The sequence below is a fragment of the Novosphingobium sp. genome, from assembly GCF_036820275.1.
Classification (GTDB): Bacteria; Pseudomonadota; Alphaproteobacteria; order Sphingomonadales; family Sphingomonadaceae; genus Novosphingobium.
Window position 1 is genome coordinate 85,279 of record NZ_DAISLT010000010.1, and the last position, 21,082, is coordinate 106,360.

The 21,082-nt window shown below is 65.3% G+C and carries 22 protein-coding genes; 7 read left to right on the plus strand and 15 right to left on the minus strand.

Going from position 1 to position 21,082, the window contains the following annotated elements:
* Positions 1 to 15: 15 nt before the first annotated feature.
* The 10 genes from V7066_RS10360 to rpmI all read right to left on the minus strand — a co-directional run bounded on the left by V7066_RS10360 (position 16) and on the right by rpmI (position 9,965).
* A complete protein-coding gene (locus tag V7066_RS10360) occupies positions 16 to 354 on the minus strand; it encodes a P-II family nitrogen regulator (RefSeq protein ID WP_021232713.1) in 339 nt (112 codons plus the stop codon).
* A 150-nt stretch (positions 355 to 504) separates the two neighbouring features.
* Positions 505 to 1,209, minus strand: a complete 705-nt coding sequence (locus V7066_RS10365; protein WP_334182960.1) for an endonuclease/exonuclease/phosphatase family protein — start codon at positions 1,207 to 1,209, stop codon at positions 505 to 507.
* A gap of 76 nt (positions 1,210 to 1,285) precedes the next feature.
* Positions 1,286 to 2,821 (minus strand): peptide chain release factor 3, encoded by a 1,536-nt coding sequence (locus tag V7066_RS10370; RefSeq protein ID WP_334182961.1) that lies wholly within the window; start codon positions 2,819 to 2,821, stop codon positions 1,286 to 1,288.
* Between the two features lie 226 nt (positions 2,822 to 3,047).
* On the minus strand, positions 3,048 to 3,797 hold the full coding sequence (locus V7066_RS10375; protein WP_334182962.1) for an SDR family NAD(P)-dependent oxidoreductase: 750 nt from the start codon (positions 3,795 to 3,797) through the stop codon (positions 3,048 to 3,050).
* Between the two features lie 12 nt (positions 3,798 to 3,809).
* Entirely contained in the window at positions 3,810 to 4,700 is an 891-nt protein-coding gene (locus V7066_RS10380) for an aldose 1-epimerase family protein (protein WP_334182963.1), read from the minus strand.
* Between the two features lie 33 nt (positions 4,701 to 4,733).
* Positions 4,734 to 7,142 (minus strand): phenylalanine--tRNA ligase subunit beta, encoded by a 2,409-nt coding sequence (pheT, locus tag V7066_RS10385; protein WP_334182964.1) that lies wholly within the window; start codon positions 7,140 to 7,142, stop codon positions 4,734 to 4,736.
* Positions 7,143 to 7,162: 20 nt separating this feature from the next.
* Positions 7,163 to 8,260, minus strand: coding sequence for a phenylalanine--tRNA ligase subunit alpha (pheS, locus tag V7066_RS10390; protein ID WP_334182965.1), 1,098 nt, complete (start codon positions 8,258 to 8,260; stop codon positions 7,163 to 7,165).
* Between the two features lie 80 nt (positions 8,261 to 8,340).
* A complete protein-coding gene (locus V7066_RS10395; protein WP_334182966.1) occupies positions 8,341 to 9,189 on the minus strand; it encodes a helix-turn-helix domain-containing protein in 849 nt (282 codons plus the stop codon).
* A 199-nt stretch (positions 9,190 to 9,388) separates the two neighbouring features.
* A complete protein-coding gene (rplT, locus tag V7066_RS10400) occupies positions 9,389 to 9,748 on the minus strand; it encodes a 50S ribosomal protein L20 (RefSeq protein ID WP_147216491.1) in 360 nt (119 codons plus the stop codon).
* Between the two features lie 13 nt (positions 9,749 to 9,761).
* Complete coding sequence (gene rpmI / locus V7066_RS10405) at positions 9,762 to 9,965, minus strand: 50S ribosomal protein L35 (RefSeq protein WP_021232722.1); 204 nt, start codon at positions 9,963 to 9,965, stop codon at positions 9,762 to 9,764.
* Positions 9,966 to 10,266: 301 nt separating this feature from the next.
* Between rpmI and V7066_RS10410 the strand changes: the two genes are divergently transcribed.
* A complete protein-coding gene (locus tag V7066_RS10410) occupies positions 10,267 to 10,956 on the plus strand; it encodes a hypothetical protein (protein WP_334182967.1) in 690 nt (229 codons plus the stop codon).
* 54 nt (positions 10,957 to 11,010) lie between these two features.
* Here V7066_RS10410 and hisN read toward each other — a convergent pair whose 3' ends face one another.
* Complete coding sequence (gene hisN, locus V7066_RS10415) at positions 11,011 to 11,793, minus strand: histidinol-phosphatase (RefSeq protein ID WP_334182968.1); 783 nt, start codon at positions 11,791 to 11,793, stop codon at positions 11,011 to 11,013.
* Positions 11,794 to 11,953: 160 nt separating this feature from the next.
* Here hisN and V7066_RS10420 point away from each other — a divergent pair, with 160 nt between their 5' ends.
* Positions 11,954 to 12,910: a helix-turn-helix domain-containing protein gene (locus V7066_RS10420; RefSeq protein WP_334182969.1), complete on the plus strand. Its 957-nt coding sequence runs from the start codon at positions 11,954 to 11,956 to the stop codon at positions 12,908 to 12,910.
* Positions 12,911 to 13,022: 112 nt separating this feature from the next.
* Here the strand turns inward: V7066_RS10420 and V7066_RS10425 are convergent, their stop codons facing one another.
* Together V7066_RS10425 and glpX are read right to left on the minus strand one after the other, a co-directional pair.
* Complete coding sequence (locus tag V7066_RS10425) at positions 13,023 to 13,958, minus strand: ribose-phosphate pyrophosphokinase (RefSeq protein ID WP_021232726.1); 936 nt, start codon at positions 13,956 to 13,958, stop codon at positions 13,023 to 13,025.
* A 212-nt stretch (positions 13,959 to 14,170) separates the two neighbouring features.
* Positions 14,171 to 15,154: a class II fructose-bisphosphatase gene (glpX, locus tag V7066_RS10430; RefSeq protein WP_334182970.1), complete on the minus strand. Its 984-nt coding sequence runs from the start codon at positions 15,152 to 15,154 to the stop codon at positions 14,171 to 14,173.
* A 213-nt stretch (positions 15,155 to 15,367) separates the two neighbouring features.
* Here glpX and V7066_RS10435 point away from each other — a divergent pair, with 213 nt between their 5' ends.
* The gene (locus tag V7066_RS10435) at positions 15,368 to 15,706 is read left to right on the plus strand and encodes a hypothetical protein (RefSeq protein WP_334182971.1); all 339 of its coding nucleotides are present in this window, start codon (positions 15,368 to 15,370) and stop codon (positions 15,704 to 15,706) included.
* Between the two features lie 35 nt (positions 15,707 to 15,741).
* Here V7066_RS10435 and V7066_RS10440 read toward each other — a convergent pair whose 3' ends face one another.
* On the minus strand, positions 15,742 to 17,049 hold the full coding sequence (locus tag V7066_RS10440; RefSeq protein WP_334182972.1) for a homoserine dehydrogenase: 1,308 nt from the start codon (positions 17,047 to 17,049) through the stop codon (positions 15,742 to 15,744).
* Between the two features lie 89 nt (positions 17,050 to 17,138).
* Positions 17,139 to 18,032 (minus strand): hypothetical protein, encoded by an 894-nt coding sequence (locus V7066_RS10445; RefSeq protein WP_334182973.1) that lies wholly within the window; start codon positions 18,030 to 18,032, stop codon positions 17,139 to 17,141.
* Between the two features lie 360 nt (positions 18,033 to 18,392).
* Here V7066_RS10445 and V7066_RS10450 point away from each other — a divergent pair, with 360 nt between their 5' ends.
* From V7066_RS10450 to V7066_RS10465, 4 genes are all read left to right on the plus strand, one after another.
* Positions 18,393 to 19,067, plus strand: coding sequence for a TonB family protein (locus V7066_RS10450; protein WP_334182974.1), 675 nt, complete (start codon positions 18,393 to 18,395; stop codon positions 19,065 to 19,067).
* 73 nt (positions 19,068 to 19,140) lie between these two features.
* Positions 19,141 to 19,914, plus strand: a complete 774-nt coding sequence (locus V7066_RS10455; RefSeq protein ID WP_334182975.1) for a MotA/TolQ/ExbB proton channel family protein — start codon at positions 19,141 to 19,143, stop codon at positions 19,912 to 19,914.
* A 117-nt stretch (positions 19,915 to 20,031) separates the two neighbouring features.
* Positions 20,032 to 20,562, plus strand: coding sequence for an ExbD/TolR family protein (locus V7066_RS10460; RefSeq protein WP_334182976.1), 531 nt, complete (start codon positions 20,032 to 20,034; stop codon positions 20,560 to 20,562).
* Positions 20,563 to 20,589: 27 nt separating this feature from the next.
* On the plus strand, positions 20,590 to 21,024 hold the full coding sequence (locus V7066_RS10465) for an ExbD/TolR family protein (RefSeq protein ID WP_147216472.1): 435 nt from the start codon (positions 20,590 to 20,592) through the stop codon (positions 21,022 to 21,024).
* The last annotated feature ends 58 nt before the right edge of the window (positions 21,025 to 21,082 follow it).

Below are 21,082 nucleotides of genomic sequence, written 5' to 3' on the forward strand. Positions count from 1 at the left end.
TGTCGAAAGCGCGGGTCAAAGCGCGGTGTCCCCGGACTCGCCGGTGCGGATGCGCACGGCCGAAGCCAGGTCGAGGACGAAGATCTTGCCGTCGCCGATCGCCTCGGTGCTGGCGACCTGCTGGATCGTTTCCACGATCTTGGGCGCCAGATCGTCGGGCGCGGCCACTTCGATCTTCACTTTCGGGAGCATGTTGGTCGAATACTCGGCCCCACGGTAGATTTCGGTCTGACCCTTCTGGCGTCCGAAGCCCTTCACCTCGGTCACGGTCATCCCGGCGACCCCGATTGCCCCCAACGCTTCACGAACTTCGTCGAGCTTGAAGGGTTTGATGATGGCTATGATGAACTTCATGCCTATCCCCTGTTCTTGACCGGCCCCGCGCCGGTTGAAACTGGATAAGCAAGAGGTGTGCCAATTTACCAATCGGCAGGTTTTAGACGAAATTTTGCTCCGCCCAACGCAAGTGCAGCATGAAGCGTCGCTCGATTCCTGAGCAGTTGCCTATTTTTTAGGCAACTGTAGCGACGCAAAGACCGGCAAATGGTCAGATCCTATCGCCGAGAGCGGGCTATGATGAACGTTTGTTCCCAGAACCGCCCATTGCTGCGACACGATGATGCGGTCTAGCCGCGCCAGCGGCCGCCGCGAGGGGAAGCTGCGGCCCGGCGCAAGCACCTGCCAAGGCGCGTGAAACTCCCGGAAACAGCCGCCCCCGGCCGACCATTCGTTGAGATCGCCCATCATCACGGTCGGCACGGAAGCCTCGCAGGCATCGACATGGGCGAGCACGCTTCGCACCTGCAACCTGCGGCGCAGGCCCGAGAGATCGAGGTGCATGCCCACGACCCGGAACCGATGGCCGTCCAGCGCAAGGTCGGCCCGGATCGCGCCGCGCGGCTCCAGCACCGGCAGCGGCACCGCTTCCGCTTCGAGCAGTTCGATGCCCTTGCGCACGAGGATGGCATTGCCGTGCCAGCCAAGGCTGTCCGGCTTCATCGACAGCGGAACCGGCACGTAATCGGTGGTCGTGTGGATGGCATCGAGCGGCAGCGCACTCATGCGGCGGCCGAAACGGCGATCCACTTCCTGCAAGGCCACGACATCGGCGTCGATCTCCCGCAGCACGGTAAGGATGCGCTCGGGATCACGCCGCCGGTCGAGACCTACGGCCTTGTGGATGTTGTAGCTGGCGAACTTGATCTGCAACGATGGACTTCCGGCGAATGCTATAGCCTAGCAATCCGCTGAAACGACCGGAAGTTCCAGACCGAATCGACGAAGCCTAGCGCTCCTTCGTCGCGCTGAACGTCAGGTCCGGGTTGCGTTCCTGCTGGTAGCTGACGTCCCAGGCCGAACGGGCCATGAACACCGGGTCGCCGTCGCGGTCGCGCGCGAGGTTCATCTTGTTGAACTCGCCGAAGTCGCGGAGTGCCTTGTCGTCACCCTTGAGCCAGCGGGCGGTGTCGAAGGGCGCCGGTTCCAGCACCGCCTCCACCTTGTATTCGGCTTCGAGGCGGCTGATCAGCACGTCGAGCTGGAGCTGGCCGACCACGCCGACCACCCATTGCGAGCCGATCTCCGGGTAGAACACCTGGATCACGCCCTCTTCGGAAAGATCGTCCAGCGCCTTGCGGAGCTGCTTGGTCTTGGTCGGGTCCTTCAGCGCCACGCGGCGCAGGATTTCCGGGGCGAAGTTCGGCAGGCCGGTGAAGCGGACCTGGTTCTTCTCGGACAGGGTATCGCCCACGCGCAAGGTGCCGTGGTTGGGAATGCCGATGATATCGCCCGGCTCGGCATTGTCGGCGATTTCGCGGTCCTGCGCGAAGAACAGGATCGGCGAGTGCACCGCGATCGGCTTGCCGAGGCCCGAAGGCGTCAGCTTCATGCCGCGCTTGAAGGTGCCCGAGACCAGCCGCATGAAGGCGATGCGGTCGCGGTGCATCGGGTCCATGTTCGCCTGGACCTTGAAGATGAAGCCGGTGACTTCCTTGTTCTCCGGCTCGATCGTGCCCTCGTTCGAAGGCTGCGGACGCGGCGGCGGGGCGAACTTCTCGATCGCGTCGATCAGTTCGGTGACGCCGAAGTTCTTGAGCGCCGAGCCGAAGTAGACCGGGGTGAGGTCGCCGCCGCGATAGGCTTCGACATCGAATTCGGGATAGCCGGCCTGCGCCAGTTCGAGTTCCTCGGCCACGGCATCGGGCAAGGGCGCGCCTTCGTCGACTTTGCCGAGGAATTCCTTGCTCGCCCCTTCCGGACGGCTGATCTTGCCGCTGGCAATGTCGAGAATGCCCTCGAACAAGCCGCCCATGCCGACCGGCCAGGACATCGGGCAGACGTCCAGCGCCAGCATGTCGGCCACTTCGTCCATCAGGTCGAAGCAGGCGCGGCCCTCGCGGTCCACCTTGTTGATGAAGGTGATGATCGGCACCGAGCGCAAGCGGCAGACCTCGAAGAGCTTGCGGGTCTGCGGCTCGATGCCCTTGGCCGCGTCGATCACCATGATCGCCGAATCGACCGCGGTGAGCGTGCGGTAGGTGTCTTCCGAGAAGTCCTCGTGGCCCGGCGTATCGAGCAGGTTGAAGGTGATTCCGTCCCGCTCGAACGTCATGACCGAGCTGGTCACGGAAATCCCGCGCTGCTGCTCGATCTTCATCCAGTCCGACCGCGCGCGCCGCGCGGCGCCGCGTGCCTTGACCTGTCCTGCCAGGTGGATTGCGCCGCCTTGCAGCAGCAGCTTCTCGGTCAGGGTGGTCTTACCGGCGTCAGGGTGCGAGATGATCGCGAAAGTGCGCCGGGACTGGTGGGGGACGTTGCTCATCGGCGCGCTATTAGTGGGCGCGGGGCAAGATGGAAAGGGCGGAAAGCCTACTTCCTCCCTGTGGGCCGGAGCGGACTGTCCCCGTCCCGCACATCCCCTTCGTCATTGCGAGCGTAGCGAAGCAATCCAGAGTCGCGCAGAGCCGCTCTGGATTGCCGCGTCGGCTTCGCCTCCTCGCAATGACGAAAGCGGGTGCCGGACGGATGGAGTTCGTTCGAACGCCCCCTCAGCCTCCACGCGCGACTTGGAAGCCGGCGAAGGACTGGCTCACCGGCATCAATTCCAGCGTGTTGATGTTGAGATGCGGCGGCAGCGTCGCCACCCAGAGCACGGTCCCGGCGATGTCCTCGGCGGTCATCGGGTTCGCGCCGCCGTAGAGATTGTCCGAAGCCTGCTGGTTGCCGCCGGTGCGCACGAGGGTGAACTCGGTCTCCACCATGCCCGGCTCGATCGAGGTCACGCGCACGCCGGTGCCCGCGAGGTCCGAGCGCAGGCCCAGCGAGAACTGGTGCACGAAGGCCTTGGTGCCGCCGTAGACGTTGCCGCCGGTATAGGGATAGGTCGCCGCCACCGAGGACAAGTTGACGATCGCGCCCTTGCTATCGATCAGCGCAGGCAGGAGCTTGTGGGTGAGCGAGACCAGCGCGGTGACGTTGGTGTCGATCATCGTCTTCCAGCTATCGAGCGAGGCGCTCTGGGCCGGTTCGGTGCCGAGCGCGAGGCCCGCGTTGTTGACGAGGCAGTCGATCCCCGCGAACTCGGCCGGAAGCGCGGCGAACGCGGCATCGCGCGCCGCTTCGTCACGCACGTCGAAAATCGCGGCGTGGAACTTGTCGGCTCCCAGTTCAGCCTTCAGCGCTTCCAGGCGCTCGGCGCGGCGGCCGGTGCCGATCACGCGCCAGCCCGCCGCCACGAAGGCGCGGGCACAGGCCTCGCCGATACCGGAGGTGGCGCCGGTTACGAGTGCGGTCTTCATGGAGTTTCTCCTTCAATCGGCGGTGAGGACGCTGACGTCCATGCGGAAACTCCGGCTGGCGCCGGGTTCGAGCGAAAGCACGCCGGGCTTGGCGCGAAACTCGCCGGAATAGCCCAGCGGATCGGCCATGCCCTGCCAGGGTTCGATGCAGAGATAATTCGCACCGGGCTTTTGCCAGATGCCCAGCATCGGTGTGTCCGGGAAGGCAACGGCAAGCTGCGTGCCGCCCGGCGCTCCGAACGTGAGCGAGCGGCTGGAAAGGCGGTCCCAGATCAGCGCGTCGGTTTCGAACTGCGCGGCCTCGGGCGTCAGCAGATGACCCTCGACCGGGGTGGCGACGGGTTCGGGCTGGACGAGGCCGGTCGGCATATCGATCCGGCGGATCGGCTGGGGCTCGGGCTGCTCGAAGGCGATCGTGTGATCGGCCTTGGCGGCGCCGCCGGGCAGCGGCCAGGCGAAGGCGGGATGATATCCGAAGCTGAAGGGCATTGCCCCATCACCGACATTGGTCACTGTCGCCGTGGTGCGCAGGCTCATGCCGTCGAGATGGAACTCCAGATCCAGCGTGAAGGCGAAAGGATAGACGTTGCGGGTTTCCGCGCTGTCGCGGAGGCGGAAGACAGCGCGATCGGGCGCGGCTTCGACGACCTCGAATAGCGAATGCCGCGCGAAGCCGTGCTTGGACAGTTCGTATTCGTGCCCATCGAGCCGATAGCGACCGCCGTTCAGCGCACCGACGATCGGGAACAGGATCGGTGCATGGCCGGTCCAGAACGCGGGATCGGCGTCGGTCATGTATTCGCGGCCGATCCGGTCGGTCAGCGACCAGAGTTCGGCCCCGAACGGCGCGATCCGCGCGGTCAGATCGCCGGAGGAGATGGTCACGAATTCCCTATCAGTCACCGGCGATCTTCCCTTTTTCCTCAAGCAGGCGGCTCAGGTCCGCAGCACGGCCCCGAGCTTGGCGGCGGCGGCGGTCACCTTGGTGCTGATCGCCTTGAGGTCTTCCTCCTTGTAGCTCTTTTCAAGCGGCTGGAGCGTGACTTCGAGTGCGAGCGACTTCTGGCCTTCGGGCACGCCCTGGCCGCGGAAGTCGTCGAACAGGCGGGCCGAGACGATATTCGCCTTGTCCGCGCCCGCCACCATGCGGACGAGATCGCCTGCGGCCTGCTCGACCGGCACAAGGAACGCGAAGTCGCGCGTCACCGCCTGAAGCGCCGGGGGGGCATAGCGGGTGCGGGCGAAAGTGGCGGCGCCCTTCTTGCCGGGGATGGCGTCGAGATAGATCTCGGCAATCGCGACCGGGCCTTCGATGTCGAACTGCTTGGCGACCGTGGGATGCAGCATGCCGAAGCGCGCCAGCACGTTCTTGGGGCCGAGGCGCAGCGTGGCCGACTGGCCGGGGTGGAACTGGCCGCCAGCTTCACCCATGACCTGGAGCTTCTCGACCGGGGCACCGGCTTCCGCCAGCAGCGCCGTGACTTCGGCCTTGGCGTCATAGGCGTCGAATGCCACCGCCTTGCCTGTCGCCCAGCCGCGCGAGACTTTCTCACCTGCCAGCACGAAGCCGAGTGCGAGACGCTCGTCGCTCGCACCGCCCTCGCCGCGCAGATAGCGGCGGCCGAGTTCGAACAGGCGCAGCGACGAGGCACCGCGATCGAGGTTGCGCTTGGCCGCCATCAACAGGCCCGGCAGCAGCGAAGGCCGCATGACCTTCATGTCCTCGCTGATCGGGTTGGCGAGCGACCAGAGAGCGTTGCCGTCAGCAAAGGCATCGGCCTCGGCGGAGGGCAGGAACGACCAGGTGACCGCCTCGTGCAGACCGCGCGCGGCAGCGGCGCGGCGAACGCGGCGCTCCAGCGCCTGCGTCGGCGTGGCGGTCGGACGGGCCACGCCATCCGCCCGCGGCAGAGCGACGCTGGTCACCTTGTCGAGGCCGTGGATGCGGACGACTTCCTCGACGATGTCGGGAGCGCCGTCGACGTCGGGGCGCCAGCCGGGAACGGTGACCGCCCACGACTTGTCGAAGTTCGCCTGCTCGGCAACGACCGAGAAGCCGAGGCTTTCGAGAATGCGCTGCTGTTCGGCTTCCTCGATGCGAACGCCGCCCAGCTTCTCGGTCAGCGCCGGATCGAAGTGGACGATCTTCGGCGTGGCCGGAGCCGCACCGCTGCGCACCGCCTGCGAGGCCTCACCGCCGCACAGCGTCTGGATGAGCTGGGTCAGGTGATCGAGGCCGGTGTCGAGGAAGTTCGGATCGATCCCGCGTTCGAAACGGCTGCGCGCGTCCGAGGTGAGGTTGAGCTTGCGGCCGGTCTTGGCGATGCGCTCCGGATCGAAGTAGGCGATTTCGAGCAGGACGTCGGTGGTCTCGTCACCGCAGCCCGAATGCTCGCCGCCCATGATGCCGGCAATGTCGTGCACGCCCGAATCGTCGGCTATCACGGTCATCTCGGCGTCGAGCGTGTAGCTCTTCTCGTTCAGCGCGACGACCGTTTCGCCGTCCTTCGCACGACGCGCGACGACCGCACCGTTCAGCTTGGCAAGGTCATAGGCGTGGGCCGGGCGACCATAGGCCAGCATCAGGTAATTGGTGGCATCGACCAGCGCCGAGATCGGACGCTGGCCAGCCGCCTTCAGGCGCTGCTGCAGCCACTGCGGCGAGGGGCCGTTCTTCACGCCCTTGATCACACGGCCATAGAATGCCGGGCAACCCTCGGCATCGTCGGTGCGCACTTCGACCGGGCAGGGGAAGCTGCCGGCGATGTCCAGCGCCTCGATCGGCTTCAGCGTGCCGAGACCGGCGGCGGCGAGATCGCGCGCGATTCCGTAGACGCCCATGCAGTCCGGACGGTTGGGGGTGATCGCCACCTCGATCACCGGATCGGCGCCGTGATAGTCCGCGAAAGGCGTGCCGACCGGCGCATCGTCGGGCAGTTCGATGATGCCGTCGTGGTCTTCGCCCAGTTCCAGCTCCCGCGTGGAGCACATCATGCCGTTCGATTCGACGCCGCGCACGGCGGCGACCTTCAGCACCATGCCGTTGGCGGGCACCGTGGCACCGGCAAGGCCGAGCACGCCGACAAGGCCCGCACGCGCATTGGGGGCGCCGCAGACGACCTGGAGCACGCCCTCACCCGTATCGACGGTGAGGACCTGCAGCTTGTCCGCCTGCGGATGCTTGTCCGCCGTCAGCACCTTGGCGACGCGGAAGCCGGCCAGCTTGGCGGCGGGGTCTTCGATGCCTTCGACCTCAAGGCCGATGGCGTTGAGCTTCAGGGCGATATCCTGAAGCGAGGCGTCGGTCTCAAGGTACTGCTTGAGCCAGGAAAGCGAGAACTTCATTGTCTAAATCCTTCCCGCGCTCAGGCCGGAGTGCCAACGCCGCCCGAAAGGGTCGGCACGTCGAGGGCGGAGAAACCGTAGTGGGAGAGCCAGCGCACATCGCCGTCGAAGAAGGCGCGCAGGTCGTCCATGCCGTACTTCAGCATGGCCAGGCGATCGATGCCGATGCCGAAGGCGAAACCCTGCCATTCGTCGGGATCGAGCCCGGCGAATTCGATGACGCGGCGGTTGACCATGCCCGAGCCGAGCACTTCCATCCAGCCGCCCTCGCCCTTCGACGGGTCGCCGCCGATCACGCGCTTGCCGTCGATCAGGGTGAAGCCGATATCCGCTTCCACCGAAGGCTCGGTGAAGGGGAAGTAGCTAGGGCGCAGGCGCAGGACGATGTCCTCACGCTCGAAGAAGGCCTTCAGGAAGGTCTCCAGCGTCCACTTCAGGTGGCCGAGGTGGACGTCCTTGTCGATCACCAGGCCTTCGACCTGGTGGAACATCGGCGTGTGGGTGGCGTCGCTGTCCGAACGGTAAACGCGGCCCGGCGCGATGATGCGCAGCGGCGCGCCGTCCTTGAGCATCGTGCGCATCTGCACCGGCGAAGTGTGCGTCCGCAGCAGCATCTCGCGGTTCTGGGCATCCCGGTCCGGGAAGTAGAACGTGTCGTGCATCGCGCGCGCCGGATGGCTTTCCGGCATGTTGAGCGCGGTGAAGTTGTGCCAGTCGTCCTCGATCTCCGGCCCGGTGGCGACCGAGAAGCCGAGGTCGGCGAAGATCTCGGCAATCTCGTCCATCACTTGCGAGATCGGGTGCACGGTGCCGCGCGGCGCTTCGGGCGCGGGCAGCGAGAGGTCGATGGTCTCGGCAGCGAGGCGGGCGTTGAGCGCCGCCGTCTCCAGCACGTCCTTGCGGGCGGCGAGCGCATCGCTCACGCTTTCACGCAAGGCATGGATCTTGGGGCCTTCGACCTTGCGCTCTTCGGGATCGAGCTTGCCCAGTGTCTTGAGCAGGCCGGAAATCGATCCCTGCTTGCCCAGAAACTCGACACGCAGGGCCTCCAGCGTTTCGAGATCGGATGCTTCCGCAATCCGCGAGAGCGCCTCCTGGCCGGTTGCTGCGTAGTCCACTGGTGTCTGCCTGACTGTTGCTGATATCTGGAAGCGCGGTCCTTAAGGGGACGGCGGCCAAATCGCAACGGTGACGAGCATCACCTCTTGAGCCGGGCGTGACGCGCGCGCTCGCGCAGGAGCGGGCCGGTCAGGGGCTTGTCGAGCTGGCCATACTGGCGCGGGGTCATGCCCATGAAGGCGCGGAAATCGCGCACGAACTGCGCCTGGTCGTGATAGGCCGCGTCGATCGCGCCGATCCACTTGCGTGCCGGTTCCAGCGTGAACTGGTCGATGCTACGCAGGAAGCGCTGGCGGCGCAGCAGCAGCTTGGGCGAGAAACCGAAGGCAGCGCGGCAGACCCGCTCGACCGTGCGCGAATGGGCCTTGGCATGGCTTGCCAGATCGGTGGCGGAGCGCACTTCGGGATCGGCAAGGGCATCGCAGATTCCCAGGATCAGCGCTTCGTGCGCGACCGGGCGGAGCGGCATCGCTTCCAGGAAGGCGGTGAACAGGTCGAGCTGCTCGCCGGGAGAATCGCCCTGCCCGATCACATCGTAGAGCGGTCGGAACGCCGCGAACGCATCGTCCTCGTCGCCGTCGGCCAGAACGTCGGCATAGCGATCCGCCGGAACGCCGATCAGGGCCGCCCAGCCGAGCGGCGTCAGGCGAAAGCCCCATTGGCGCGTCCGACCAAGGGAAAAGCGGACTTCCTGCGAACGCGGACCAGCAACCGAGAACCGGCATCCGTTGATGGACGATCCGCTGCGCATCACGCCTTCAACGCCCGCGCCGTAATGAAACCGGAACGTCGCCCAATCCGGAGAGAGCACGTCGTGAAGACGCTCCCCCTCATCCATGTCGATTTCGCAGTAGAAAAGGACCGAAACGTACCGATCCAGCCCCGCAGGTACGGGGCAATACTGTATGACGACCCGCCTAGCTGTCATTCCCTGTCTGATCTTCGTACCGAGGCTATGCCCCGTCTTTACCCCGGCGTCTTTGGTAGACAGACTCGGTATGGAGCGCAAACATTTCGAACGGCCCCGAAACGCAAAAAAACGGGGCGCGGGTGACTGGCACCCACGCCCCGAATTTTTCTCGCATGATCCGCGAAGTCCGGCGCCTCGGCACCGGAACTCACACGGTTCAGGCCGGGATAGCAGCCTTCGCCTGAGCGATCACAGCCGCGAACACCGCACCCTCGTTCATGGCGAGGTCGGCCATCGACTTGCGATCGAGTTCGATGCCGGCGAGCTTAACGCCGTGCATGAACTGCGAGTAGGTCAGGCCTTCAGCGCGGACGGCAGCGTTGATACGCTGGATCCAGAGCGCACGGAAGGTCCGCTTCTTGATCTTGCGGTCGCGGTAGGCGTACTGGCCGGCCTTTTCGACGGCCTGACGGGCAACGCGGATCGTGTTCTTGCGACGGCCGCGGTAACCCTTGGCCTGGTCCAGAATACGCTTGTGCTTGGCGCGGGTGGTTACGCCCCTCTTGATACGGCTCATAGGTCAGTACTCCTCAGTTGAGCCCGTAGGGCGCCCACTTCTTGATCGTCTTGGCATCGGCGTCAGAGATGACTTCGGTGCCGCGATTCTGGCGGATGTACTTGCCGTTGTGGCTCATGAGGCGGTGACGCTTGCCGGCGACGCCGTGCTTCACCTTGCCGGTGGCGGTGAGCTTGAAGCGCTTCTTCACACCGCTCTTGGTCTTCAGCTTGGGCATTTCGTTTCCTTTCACAGGGACACGTCCGGTCAGCCATGGCAGCCCTTTTCGCCAGGCCGACCCGCGAATCTCCTGACGGAGACTCAACCGTGTCGATTGAAGGGCGCGCCTTTAGTGCCGGATCGCCCCGCTGGCAAGAGATAAGGTAAAGCACGCCTTCCCGCCCCCTCCCCCGTTTCGCGCTTTCGACATTCGATGCCCCCGTTCGGTCCGAACGACAGCTGCGAACTCTACAATGAGGTCGGTCGCCAAAAATTTTCGGGACAGGCAGTTTCGTCGCAATATCGGAAGGAATGAATACGTGCGTGCATCTTTAGGAGCAGCCCTGGCTACCGTCGCGGCGCTGGGCTCGGCTCCCGCCCTTGCGAAGGACAACGAGGCCCGCATCAGCGCCGGGGTCACCGCCGGAACGCTCGGCATCGGCCCCGAGTTCGGCTACCGCCTGTCCGAAAACATCGGCATTCGCGCCAATGCCACATTCTTCTCGTTCAGCCACGACATCCATTCGGACGATATCAAGTACGACGCGGACCTGAAGCTGCGTTCGGGCGGCGCGATGATCGACGTCTATCCCTTCGGCGGCGGCTTCCGGATTTCGGGCGGGCTGCGCGTCAACGGCAACAAGGCCCGCGGCACCGGCCGTCCCAATGATGGCTCCAGCTACACGATCGGGGGCACGACCTACAGCGCCGCCGACATCGGCACGCTCCACGCGGCAACCGACATCAACAAAGTCGCGCCCGCGCTGACGCTCGGCTACGGCGGCGGCATGGCCCGGGGGCTGACGTTCGGCATCGAAGCCGGCGCCCTTTTTCAGGGCCGCGTCAAGGTGAAGCCGCTCACGGTTACCGGCCTGTGCGCCGATACGAGCATCGGCCCCTGCGCCGCCTTGGCCGCCGACCTCGAAGCCGAGCGCCAGAGCGTCAACGACGATATCGACGACTACAAGGTCTACCCGGTGCTCCAGCTGACCCTGGGCTACAAGTTCTGATGATTGCGAGGCGCAGAACATCCGTGTGCGCCTCGTAAACCCATCCGCGAACGATCAGTGGTGGCAGTCCAGCGCTTCCACCACGTCTTCCAGCCGCGCCGGATCGCCGAGCGCGAGGATATGGCCGTCCGACTGGGCATGGAGCGGCTCGCCGTTCCAGTCGCACATCGTGCCCCCGGCGCCCTCGACGATGGGAACCAGCGCCGCCCAGTCGTGCAGCTTGAGGCCCGCCTCGCAAACCACGTCGAGGTGGCCGCTGGCCAGCAATCCGTAGTTGTAGCAGTCGCCGCCCATGACCATGCGCTTGTGATCGGTCTTTGCGGCCAGAGCCATGAAGTGCTCGCCCTGGTGGTCGTCGAAATAGTGGGGGCCGGTCGTCGCCAGCATGGCGTCCGACAGTTCGCGGCAGGCGCGCGTACGCACTTCCTTGCCGTTGAAGGTCGTGGCGAAGCCGCTCGCACCCAGCCAGCGCTCGCCCAGGATCGGCTGGTCGATGATCCCCAGCACAGGCCAGCCGTCGACCAGCAGGGCGATCAGGGTGCCGAAGATCGGACGCCCGGCAATGAACGAGACAGTGCCGTCGATCGGATCGAGCACCCAGGTGCGGTTCGAGCTGCCTTCCTCGCTGCCGAATTCCTCGCCGATGATCCCGTCGCGCGGGACTTCGGCCTTAAGGATGCGGCGAATGGCTTCCTCCGCCGCGCGGTCAGCCACCGTCACCGGCGAGGCATCGCCCTTACGCTCCACGCCGACGCCGGAGCGGAAGTGCGGGCGGATCGCCTCTCCCGCAGCATCGGCGAGGCGAAGGGCGAGGGCGATGTCTGTGTCCAGTCTCATGCCCCTGCTCTGCCCGGCGGGGCGCTGCATGGTCAAGGCCGATGCGGCCGAAATCGGTCTTCGAAAGCCACGGACGAAACCCATATGGATTTTTCCCCTGTTGCAGCCGGACGCGGCGAGACTTATCCCGATGGCGGGGCATCTTCAGGGGCAACGGGTCATGCACCACAGGATACGCCCGGCGATCGACAGGATGATCGCACCGGCACAGGGACTCACGCAGGGCCTGACGAGGGATGGGCAACCCCTCAGCTACAACCGCGCGCCCGCCGCCGACCTGGCGCCGTGGATTTCGCGGCTCTACGTCACCAAGGTCCTGGCGCCGGTCGACTACGTGCTGGAATGCGGCCTGTTCAACGACACCGCCTGCCTGCGGATCCAGCTCGCCGGGCTGTGGAACGCAGAGACGGCGACGGGGCCGCAGGAAGCCGGCAATGCGGCCCTGTTCTTCGGCCCGCAATCGCGCCGCATGCCGGTGCGCGTCACCGGCAGCTTCATCAGCCTGGGCTTCGCGCTCCGACCCGGGGCCTGCACGGCGCTGAAAGGACCGCGCGTGGGCGACTATATCGACCGGATCGTGCCGACCGATGTCGTCGCCCTCCCGTCGGACCGGATGCTGGCGATGTTCGCGCCCGATGCCGCGCCCGAAGACTGGCTCTGTGCGTTGGAGGCCCTGCTCCGCCAGCGCGTGGAGGATCTCGACTGCGCCGCGCCCGATCCCGTCACCGCCCGGTTCGAGGACATCTGCTACCGCGCCCCCGCGCTTTCGGTGGCCGAGGCCGCGGCGGAATGCGGGGTGGAGCGGCGCAAACTGGAACGCGTGGTCAACAGGGATTTCGGCATGGCCCCCAAGCAGGTCCTGCGCCGCGCCCGCGCGCTCGACATGGCCAGTTACCTGCGCGGCGTGGCCGATGCGGAAGAGGCGGACGTGCTGGCGCTGCGCTACTACGACGAAAGCCACCTCATCCACGAGTTCACCGAACTGTTCGGCATGTCGCCGCGCCAGTTCGTGCTGAAGCCGCAGCCGCTCCTCACCCTGACGCTCGAATCGCGGCAGGCCCGCAGGCTGGAGGCCCTGCACCGCCTCGAACCAGGCCAGCCCCGCCCCTGGGAGTGAGGCGCAAAAAAGTTCCACATGAAACAAAAGCGCGCCCTCCTGCGAGGACGCGCTTTTGTTTCATCGACTATTTCATTCATGGCCCAAGACACGAATCCGGGCCAACCGGTCATCAGTCGAACAGGCTCGAAACCGAGCTTTCGTCGGCGATGCGGCGGATCGCCTCGCCGATCAGCGGTGCGATCGTCAGGATACGGATCTTGTCCGACTGCTGGGCCGCTTCGGTCGCCTGGATCGAATCGGTGATGACCAGTTCCTTCAGCGCCGAGTTCGTCACGCGCGAAACCGCCGCGCCCGAAAGCACGCCGTGGGTGATGTAGGCGGTGACGCTGGTGGCGCCCTCATCCATCAGCGCCTGTGCGGCGTTGCAGAGCGTGCCGCCCGAATCGATGATGTCGTCGATCAGGATGCAGGCGCGGCCCTTCACATCGCCGATGATGTTCATGACTTCCGACTGGCCGGGCTTGTCGCGGCGCTTGTCGACGATCGAGAGCGGGGCGTTGTCGAGGCGCTTGGCCAGCGCGCGGGCGCGCACCACGCCGCCGACGTCGGGCGAGACCACCATCAGCGACTGGTCGCCGTAGCGAGCCTGGATATCCGCCGCCATAACCGGCGCGGCAAAGAGGTTGTCGGTCGGGATATCGAAGAAACCCTGGATCTGGCCTGCGTGCAGGTCGACCGAAAGGACGCGGTCGGCACCGGCTTCGGTCAGCAGGTTGGCAACGAGCTTGGCCGAGATCGGCGTGCGCGGGCCGGGCTTGCGGTCCTGGCGGGCGTAGCCGAAGTAGGGGATCACGGCGGTGATGCGCTTGGCCGAAGCACGGCGTAGCGCGTCGATGCCGATCAGCAGTTCCATCAGGTTGTCGTTGACGGGGTAGCTGGTGGGCTGAACGATGAAGACGTCCTCGCCGCGGACGTTCTCGTGGATTTCGACGAAGATCTCCTCGTCGGCGAAACGGCGCACGGCCGCGTCGGTGAGCGGCAGCTCAAGATATCCCGCAATCGCGCGTGCGAGCGGAAGGTTGCTGTTGCCGGACATGATCTTCATTGCGAATCCCCGAGACGGCTTGGTGATGATGGGTGGCTGGACGCGGACGCCTCTAGCCATGAGTCATCGGATTGCAACAGAAAGCGTCGCCCGTCACCGGCCCCTCCCTGCGAAAAGGCCGGCCCCGGCGGACCCGGAACCGGCCTTTCGATCGACCAAACATCTGAATGCAAACGCGAGTCCCGAAACGAAACGCGCGCTCACACAGCATCTTACCGCCCCCGGTGCTCACCCTTGATCCAGCGCACCGTTCCGGAGCTGGCGCGCATGACGACGCTCTCGGTGGTCATCTTGCCGCCCTTGAGCCACTTCACGCCCGAGAGCAGCGAACCGTCGGTCACGCCGGTGGCCGCGAAGATGCAGTCGCCCTTGGCGAGGTCCTTCAAGGTGTAGATCTTGTCGAGGTCCTTGATGCCCCACTTGCGGGCGCGGCTGCGCTCGTCCTCGTTGCGGAACAGCAGGCGGCCCTGGATCTGACCGCCGACGCAGCGCAGCGCCGCTGCCGCCAGCACACCTTCCGGCGCCCCGCCCGAGCCCATGTAGATGTCGATCGTGGTGTCTTCGTCGGTCACGGCGATCACACCCGCCACGTCGCCGTCGGGAATCAGGTGGATGCCGCAGCCGATCTCGCGCAGTTCCTCGATCAGGTCGGCATGACGCGGACGGTCGAGCACGCAGACGATGATCTCGTCCGGCCGGACGCCTTTGGCTGCCGCCACGGCGGAGACGTTCTCGGTCGCGGTCTTGTTCAGGTCGATCACGCCCTCGGGATAGCCCGGCCCCACGGCCAGCTTCTCCATGTAGACGTCGGGCGCGTGGAGCAGCCCCCCCTCCTCGGCGGCGGCCAGCACGGCAAGCGCGTTGGGTCCGGCCTTGGCGGTGATCGTCGTGCCTTCCAGCGGATCGAGCGCGATATCGATCTTCGGGCCGCTGCCCGGCGCACCGCCGACCTTCTCGCCGATGAACAGCATCGGCGCCTCGTCCCGCTCGCCTTCGCCGATGACGACGGTGCCGTCCATGTAAAGTGTATCAAAGGCCTTGCGCATTGCTTCCACTGCGGCATGGTCTGCCGCCTTCTCGTCGCCGCGCCCCACCAAGCGCGAGGCGGCGATGGCCGCCGCCTCGGTAACCCGGACCATTTCGAGGACCAGCACGCGGTCGAGAACTTTACTTGCAGGCGTCTTGTTTTCAGGCATGTTCACTCCGGATTAATCCGAGGAGGAAAGGTTCTGGGAGCGGCTTAGACAGAGGATTTTCAATTGTCGAGAAGACGGCGCATACTGTTCGCAATCGCATTATTTGCGCCCATTCCGGCGATTGCACAAACTTCTTCGGGAACCTCCCGACCCGCGACTGCAAGCGCCGCAAGCGGCTCAGTTTCCGAAGAGGACCGGGCCATCGCCCAGCGCATGATGGGAACCGGCCGGGTCACCGCAGAGCCCGCACGCCAGAAGTGCCTGCGTGAAACCCGCGAGGCACGGCCGGGCGAAATCGTCGTCTGCGCCCCGGACGAAGACAAGTACCGCGTCCAGTCAACGTCGCAGGAAGATCCTCTGTCGGATCAGGCCCTGAACGACGGCCGACTGACGCCGCCCGACGTGGCCGGCAACGGCATCTTCAAGGGCAAGGCGACCGCCACCTTCGGCAAAGTGGACAAGCCCTACCTGATCGATCTGAAATCCATTCCGGAAGCGCCCGCCGGCTCCGATGCCGACAAGATCGCCAAGGGCGAAATGCGCGCGCACTGAGGAGAAACGGGCGCGTCTCCGCGCCCGTTCTTCCCTCACCCCTCGATGATCTGCATCACCAGCGGCTGGGCCGCAAGGCTGTCCGACCCGTCGAGGATCCGCAGCGCTTCGGTCACGGCCGATTCCGGCCCTTCGTGGGTGACGATGGCCAGGATCACTTCGCCGGTCTTCGCGTCCTCGCCCCTCTGGATCATGCTGGCGATCGACACGCCCGCATCGCGCATGGCGGCGGTGATGTCGGCCAGCACGCCCGGACGGTCCGGCACAGTGAAGCGGATATAACTACGGCCGCGGCGATGGCCGGTCGCCGCCGGCTCCATCGCTTCCAGTTCCTGCGCCGGCATCGAGAACGCTGCGCCCTTCTCTCCGCGCGCAATGTCGATGATGTCGGCCACGACCGCGCTGGCGGTCGGCCCGTCACCCGCGCCTGCGCCCTGGAACAGCAGGCGGCCCATGAAGTTGCCCTCCGCGACGACGGCGTTGGTCGCACCGTCGACATGGGCAAGCGGGTGGTCGAACGGCACGAGGTGCGGATGGACGCGCTGGAACAGGCGGGCGGTGCCGTCCGCACGGTCGATCTCGCTCATGCCGAGCAGGCGGATGACATAACCGAGCGACCGGGCCTGCTCGATGTCGGCGGCCTTCACCCGCGAGATGCCGGTGGTCTCCACCGCATCGAAACGGAGCCGCGAACCGAAGGCGATCGCCGCCAGAATCGAGAGCTTGTGCCCGGCATCGATGCCCTCGACGTCGAAGGTCGGGTCGGCCTCGGCATAGCCAAGACGCTGCGCCTCGGCGAGCACGTCGCCGAAGTCCCGCCCGGTGTCTTCCATGGTCGAGAGGATGTAATTGCAGGTGCCGTTGAGGATGCCGTAGACCCGCTCGATGGCATTGGCGGCAGCGCCTTCGCTGAGGCCCTTGATGACCGGGATGCCTCCCGCGACGGCAGCCTCGAACTTGAGCGCCACGCCCGCCTTCTCGGCCGCCGACGCGAGTTCCAGGCCGTGGTGCGCGATCATCGCCTTGTTAGCGGTAACCAGGCCCTTGCCCTGCCCGATGGCGCCCCGCGCCAGAGCGAGCGCCGGACCGTCCGATCCGCCGACCATCTCGACCACCACATCCACATCGCTGCGGGCGGCCAAGGCGGCGGGATCGTCCTCCCAGTCGTAGCGCGAGAGGTCGACACCGCGATCCTTGGTGCGGTCGCGCGCGCTGACCGCGGCAATGCGGATCGGCCGACGCGCGCGGCGGGCAATGAGTTCGGCATTGGTCTCAATAAGACGGACGACGCCCGTTCCGACAGTGCCGAGACCGGCCAGCGCAATATTCAGCGGTTCAACCATGGACTACCCTTTCGGGTTCGGGCCCTAGGGGAGCCCACGGTGAAATTCCAGTACCTTCGCGCCGTTCTGCCCGAAACTTCGGCGAAGCCTCAACCGACGGTCCTGGCACCCTGCCCCAGCGTGCGGCGGCATTCGCCAAGCTCACCCAGAACCATGCGGTAATCGGCGGCGGCCTGACGGCGTTCCGCAACCCCTTCGGCGACATTGGTGCCTTGCGGCGGGGTGTTCGGCAGGAAGCACGCCAGACGATACCACTCCACCGTTTCAGGACGCGGCGGATTGCCGATGTCCGCGACGAGTTCGGAGAACGACACGCCCCAGGCCGGTGCCGCGCCCGGTTCATGGTGCACGGTGATCGAGGCGGCGGAACCGTCCTTGGTATTGAGGAAGATCTGCGTCTCCCCCTGTCCGGCAAGATTGCCCGGCACGAACATCAGTTCGCGCACGCCGGTAATCTTGACCGGGGCGTTGCCGGAAAGCAGCGACCTGAGGATGCCGCGCACGCGCCCTTCGGCCTGATCGCTCCAAAGTTGCTGAGCGGTCGGCGTAACCAGCTGAAGCTCTCCCGGACGACCTGGAACGGCGCGGGCGAACAGCAGCACATCCTGCTTCTTGAGCTTGGGGGCCTTGCCCTTGCCGTCCAGCGGCAGGTCCACCAGATAGACGAACGATTCGCCGATCGGCGCCTTCCCGGCAATCAGCGCCTGGGTCTGCGCGGTGATATAGAACCGGGCCATGCCCTGGGCGAGACCGGGCGCACGCGCGTCCTCCACCCGCACCATCTTGCGAATCTGGGCCTTGACCACGAGACCGGCCGATTCGGAAAGGTCGGCTATATCGGCAAAGGTCGGCCCCGAATCGATTCCGGCGCCAAGTCCGGTAGCGCTATCAGGAATGCTCCCTTGAGCGAGCGCCGGAAATGCCTGCACGGCCAGCGCAACTCCCGCCAGATTCGCGACAAGTCGGTGCAGCTTGGATGACATCGGGGACACTCTCCGTGGAAAAAGACCAGCCTATAGCGGCTTGGGGGCCGGCCACAAAATCCCCCTTTTGCGATTGGAACTTATCCGCGGTGAATTGACCGTTAACGGTTGACCTGCCGATAAGGCGTTGCACACATGCAACTGTCGGGTTAAGGAAACTCGCAAATTGGGGCCAAAAAACAAAAAAGCCCCACGGTTCGCCTCCCGTCGAAAATTTACGGATGGGCTGACTGTCAGCCGTCAGGGTGGGTAATTTGGAGTTTCGTCATGGGCCTCGCTTCCGGGGAGGGCCATGGACGCCCTTGGACTTGTCCGGCCTTCGGTCCGGTTCGGGGCTTGGTAATGGAGTGATGCGTTTGAATGGCTTACGCTGACCAGCAAATGAGCGGTAACAAGATTACCGCGCTTGTCATTGTTGCGCTGATCCACGTCTTTGTAGGCTATGCGCTCGTCACGGGCCTGGCCTACCAGGCTGCGCAACAGGTCATCAAGAAGGTGACCACAGTCGACATCAAGGAAGAGAAACCGAAGGAGGAAGAGCCGCCGCCGCCGCCGCCGGAGCCGCAGGAAAACACCCCGCCGCCTCCGATCGTCGCGCCGCCGCCGCCGATCAACATCGCCCCGGCACCGCCGCCGGTGCAGACGGTTATCACACCTCCGCCGGCTCCGCCGGTGGTGATAACGACCGCAGCCCCCCCGGCACCGCCGGCACCGCCGGCAGCGCCTCCCGGACCGTCCAAGGCTCGCGGCGTTTCGCCGAAGGGTCAGGCGGGTTGGGCCGCCCGTATTCAGAGCAACTACCCGACCAAGGCCGCTCGTGAAGAGCGTGAAGGCCGCGTCGGCGTACGCGTTGGAATCGGACCGGACGGCAAGGTGACCAGCTGCTCCGTCACGTCTTCGAGCGGTAGCCCCGATCTCGATGCGGCGGCTTGCGACGGCATGACCCGTTATGCGCGCTACAACCCCGCGCTTGACGATGCCGGCAATCCGATCGCGGGCAGCACGTCGACGGCGATCGTCTACAAGCTCAACTAACTTCAAGACTGCTACGGGCCGCACACACCCTGGCCCGACACAGTCCCTGCATTCTTCTTGAGAGGTAAATCGCATGCTTATCGTTGATATCCTTGCCGCCGCGGGCGAAGCTGCGCCGCAGAACAAGTTCGGCTTCATGGAAGCGCTCGAAGCCGGTGGCTTCATCTCGTACGCGACCGTGATCATCATGGGCGTGATGTCGTTCGGTTCGTTCTACATCCTGTTCACCAAGTGGTTCGAACAGTCGAAGATCATGCGCCAGTACAACGTCGTCCGCACGACGTTCTGGAAGGCCCCGACCCTGCGTGAAGGCGCCGCCAAGCTCGAGAAGAACAGCGCCTGGCGCCAGCTCGTCGACGACGGCATCGCCGCCGAAGACCAGCACGCCAAGATGACCGACTCGCTCGAAGCCCACGACTGGATGCACGCTTCGCTTGCCCGCTCGGAAGCCTCGATCAACGCTCGTCTCGCTTCGGGCCTGCCGTTCCTCGCCACCGTCGGCGCGACCGCACCGTTCATCGGTCTGTTCGGTACCGTCGTCGGCATCTACCGCGCCCTGATCGCCATCGGCATCGCCGGTTCGGCCTCGATCGACAAGGTTGCCGGTCCCGTCGGTGAATCGCTGATCATGACCGCGCTCGGCCTGATCGTCGCCGTTCCCGCCGTTCTGGCCTACAACTACCTCCAGAGCCGCAACAAGCGCATCGCTGAAAACCTGACCGGTTTCTCGGCCGACGTTCTTGCGAACATCAACTCGAAGGGTGCCGTCAAGCCGATCGTCGCCGCTGCCCCCGCCAAGCCCGCTGCCGCTCCGGCCAAGCCGGCTGCTGCTCCGGCCAAGCCGTAAGCAGTTCGGACGCGCCGGTCGCTCTGCGGCCAAGGGCGCGTCCAGGGAACCAGGCGGCGGTGCGTAGCATGCGCGTCCGCCGCCTGCCCAGGGCAACGCAAGGATTAGGATAAGACTATGGCGATATCCTCGGGCGGAGGCGGTGCCGAGACACCGATGTCCGACATCAACACGACGCCGCTCGTCGACGTCATGCTGGTGCTTCTGATCATCTTCCTGATCGCGGTTCCGGTTGCGATCCAGACGATCGAAAAGCTGAAGATCCCGGTCATCGAAGCGGTCGAATCGAAGGACAAGGTGGAAAACCTTCTCCTCACCGTCTCGACCACGGACGATGCCGGCAAGGCTGCGGGTGAACCCGGTTACGCTGGCGCTTCGCGCAATGGCGAATGCCGCGTCTACTTCAACAACATCACGCCGGTGACCTCGCAGGAACTGCGCGACCAGGCTTTCAAGCGTCTCGATAACATCGTGAAGCGCGAAGGCGGTCCGGAGGCCCTTCAGGCCAACCCCGATCTCGTGCCGCAGGTCCACATCCGCGGTGACGTCAACGCCCCGTGGCGCTGCGTTGCCGGTGCGATCTACAACGTCCAGATCTCGGGCTACCCGACGGTTGGTTTCATCACCAACCCGGTCGACCCGACCTGACGTCGGCAGGAACAGGAGTAACTTTCCATGGCAATGTCAGGCGGCAAGGAAAATGGCGAGCCGATGATGGAAATGAACACGACGCCGTTGATCGACGTCATGCTCGTTCTCCTCATCATGTTCATCATTACCATCCCGGTTGCGACCCACTCGATCGACATCGATCTTCCGGTTGCAACCCCTCCGACGGATACACCCCCGCCGGTTGACCCGATCCGTAACAAGGTCGTGCTCACCGCGGACGACAAGATCCTCTGGAACGGCACGCAAGTGGACGGTCCGGGTCTGGCGAACCTGCTCAAGCAGTCGCTCACCTACCCGACCGAACCCGAGCTGCAGTACCAGCCGGAAGCGCAGGCCAGCTATGAACTGTCGGCCGGCGTGCTGCAGATCATCAAGGCTGCGGACGTCACGAAGTTCGGCTTCGTCGGCAACGAACAGTTCCGCGACTTCGGCAAGTAAGCCGGAAGCGGAACCGGTCTCTCAAGGACCAACGAAGGGGCGGAGCGATCCGCCCCTT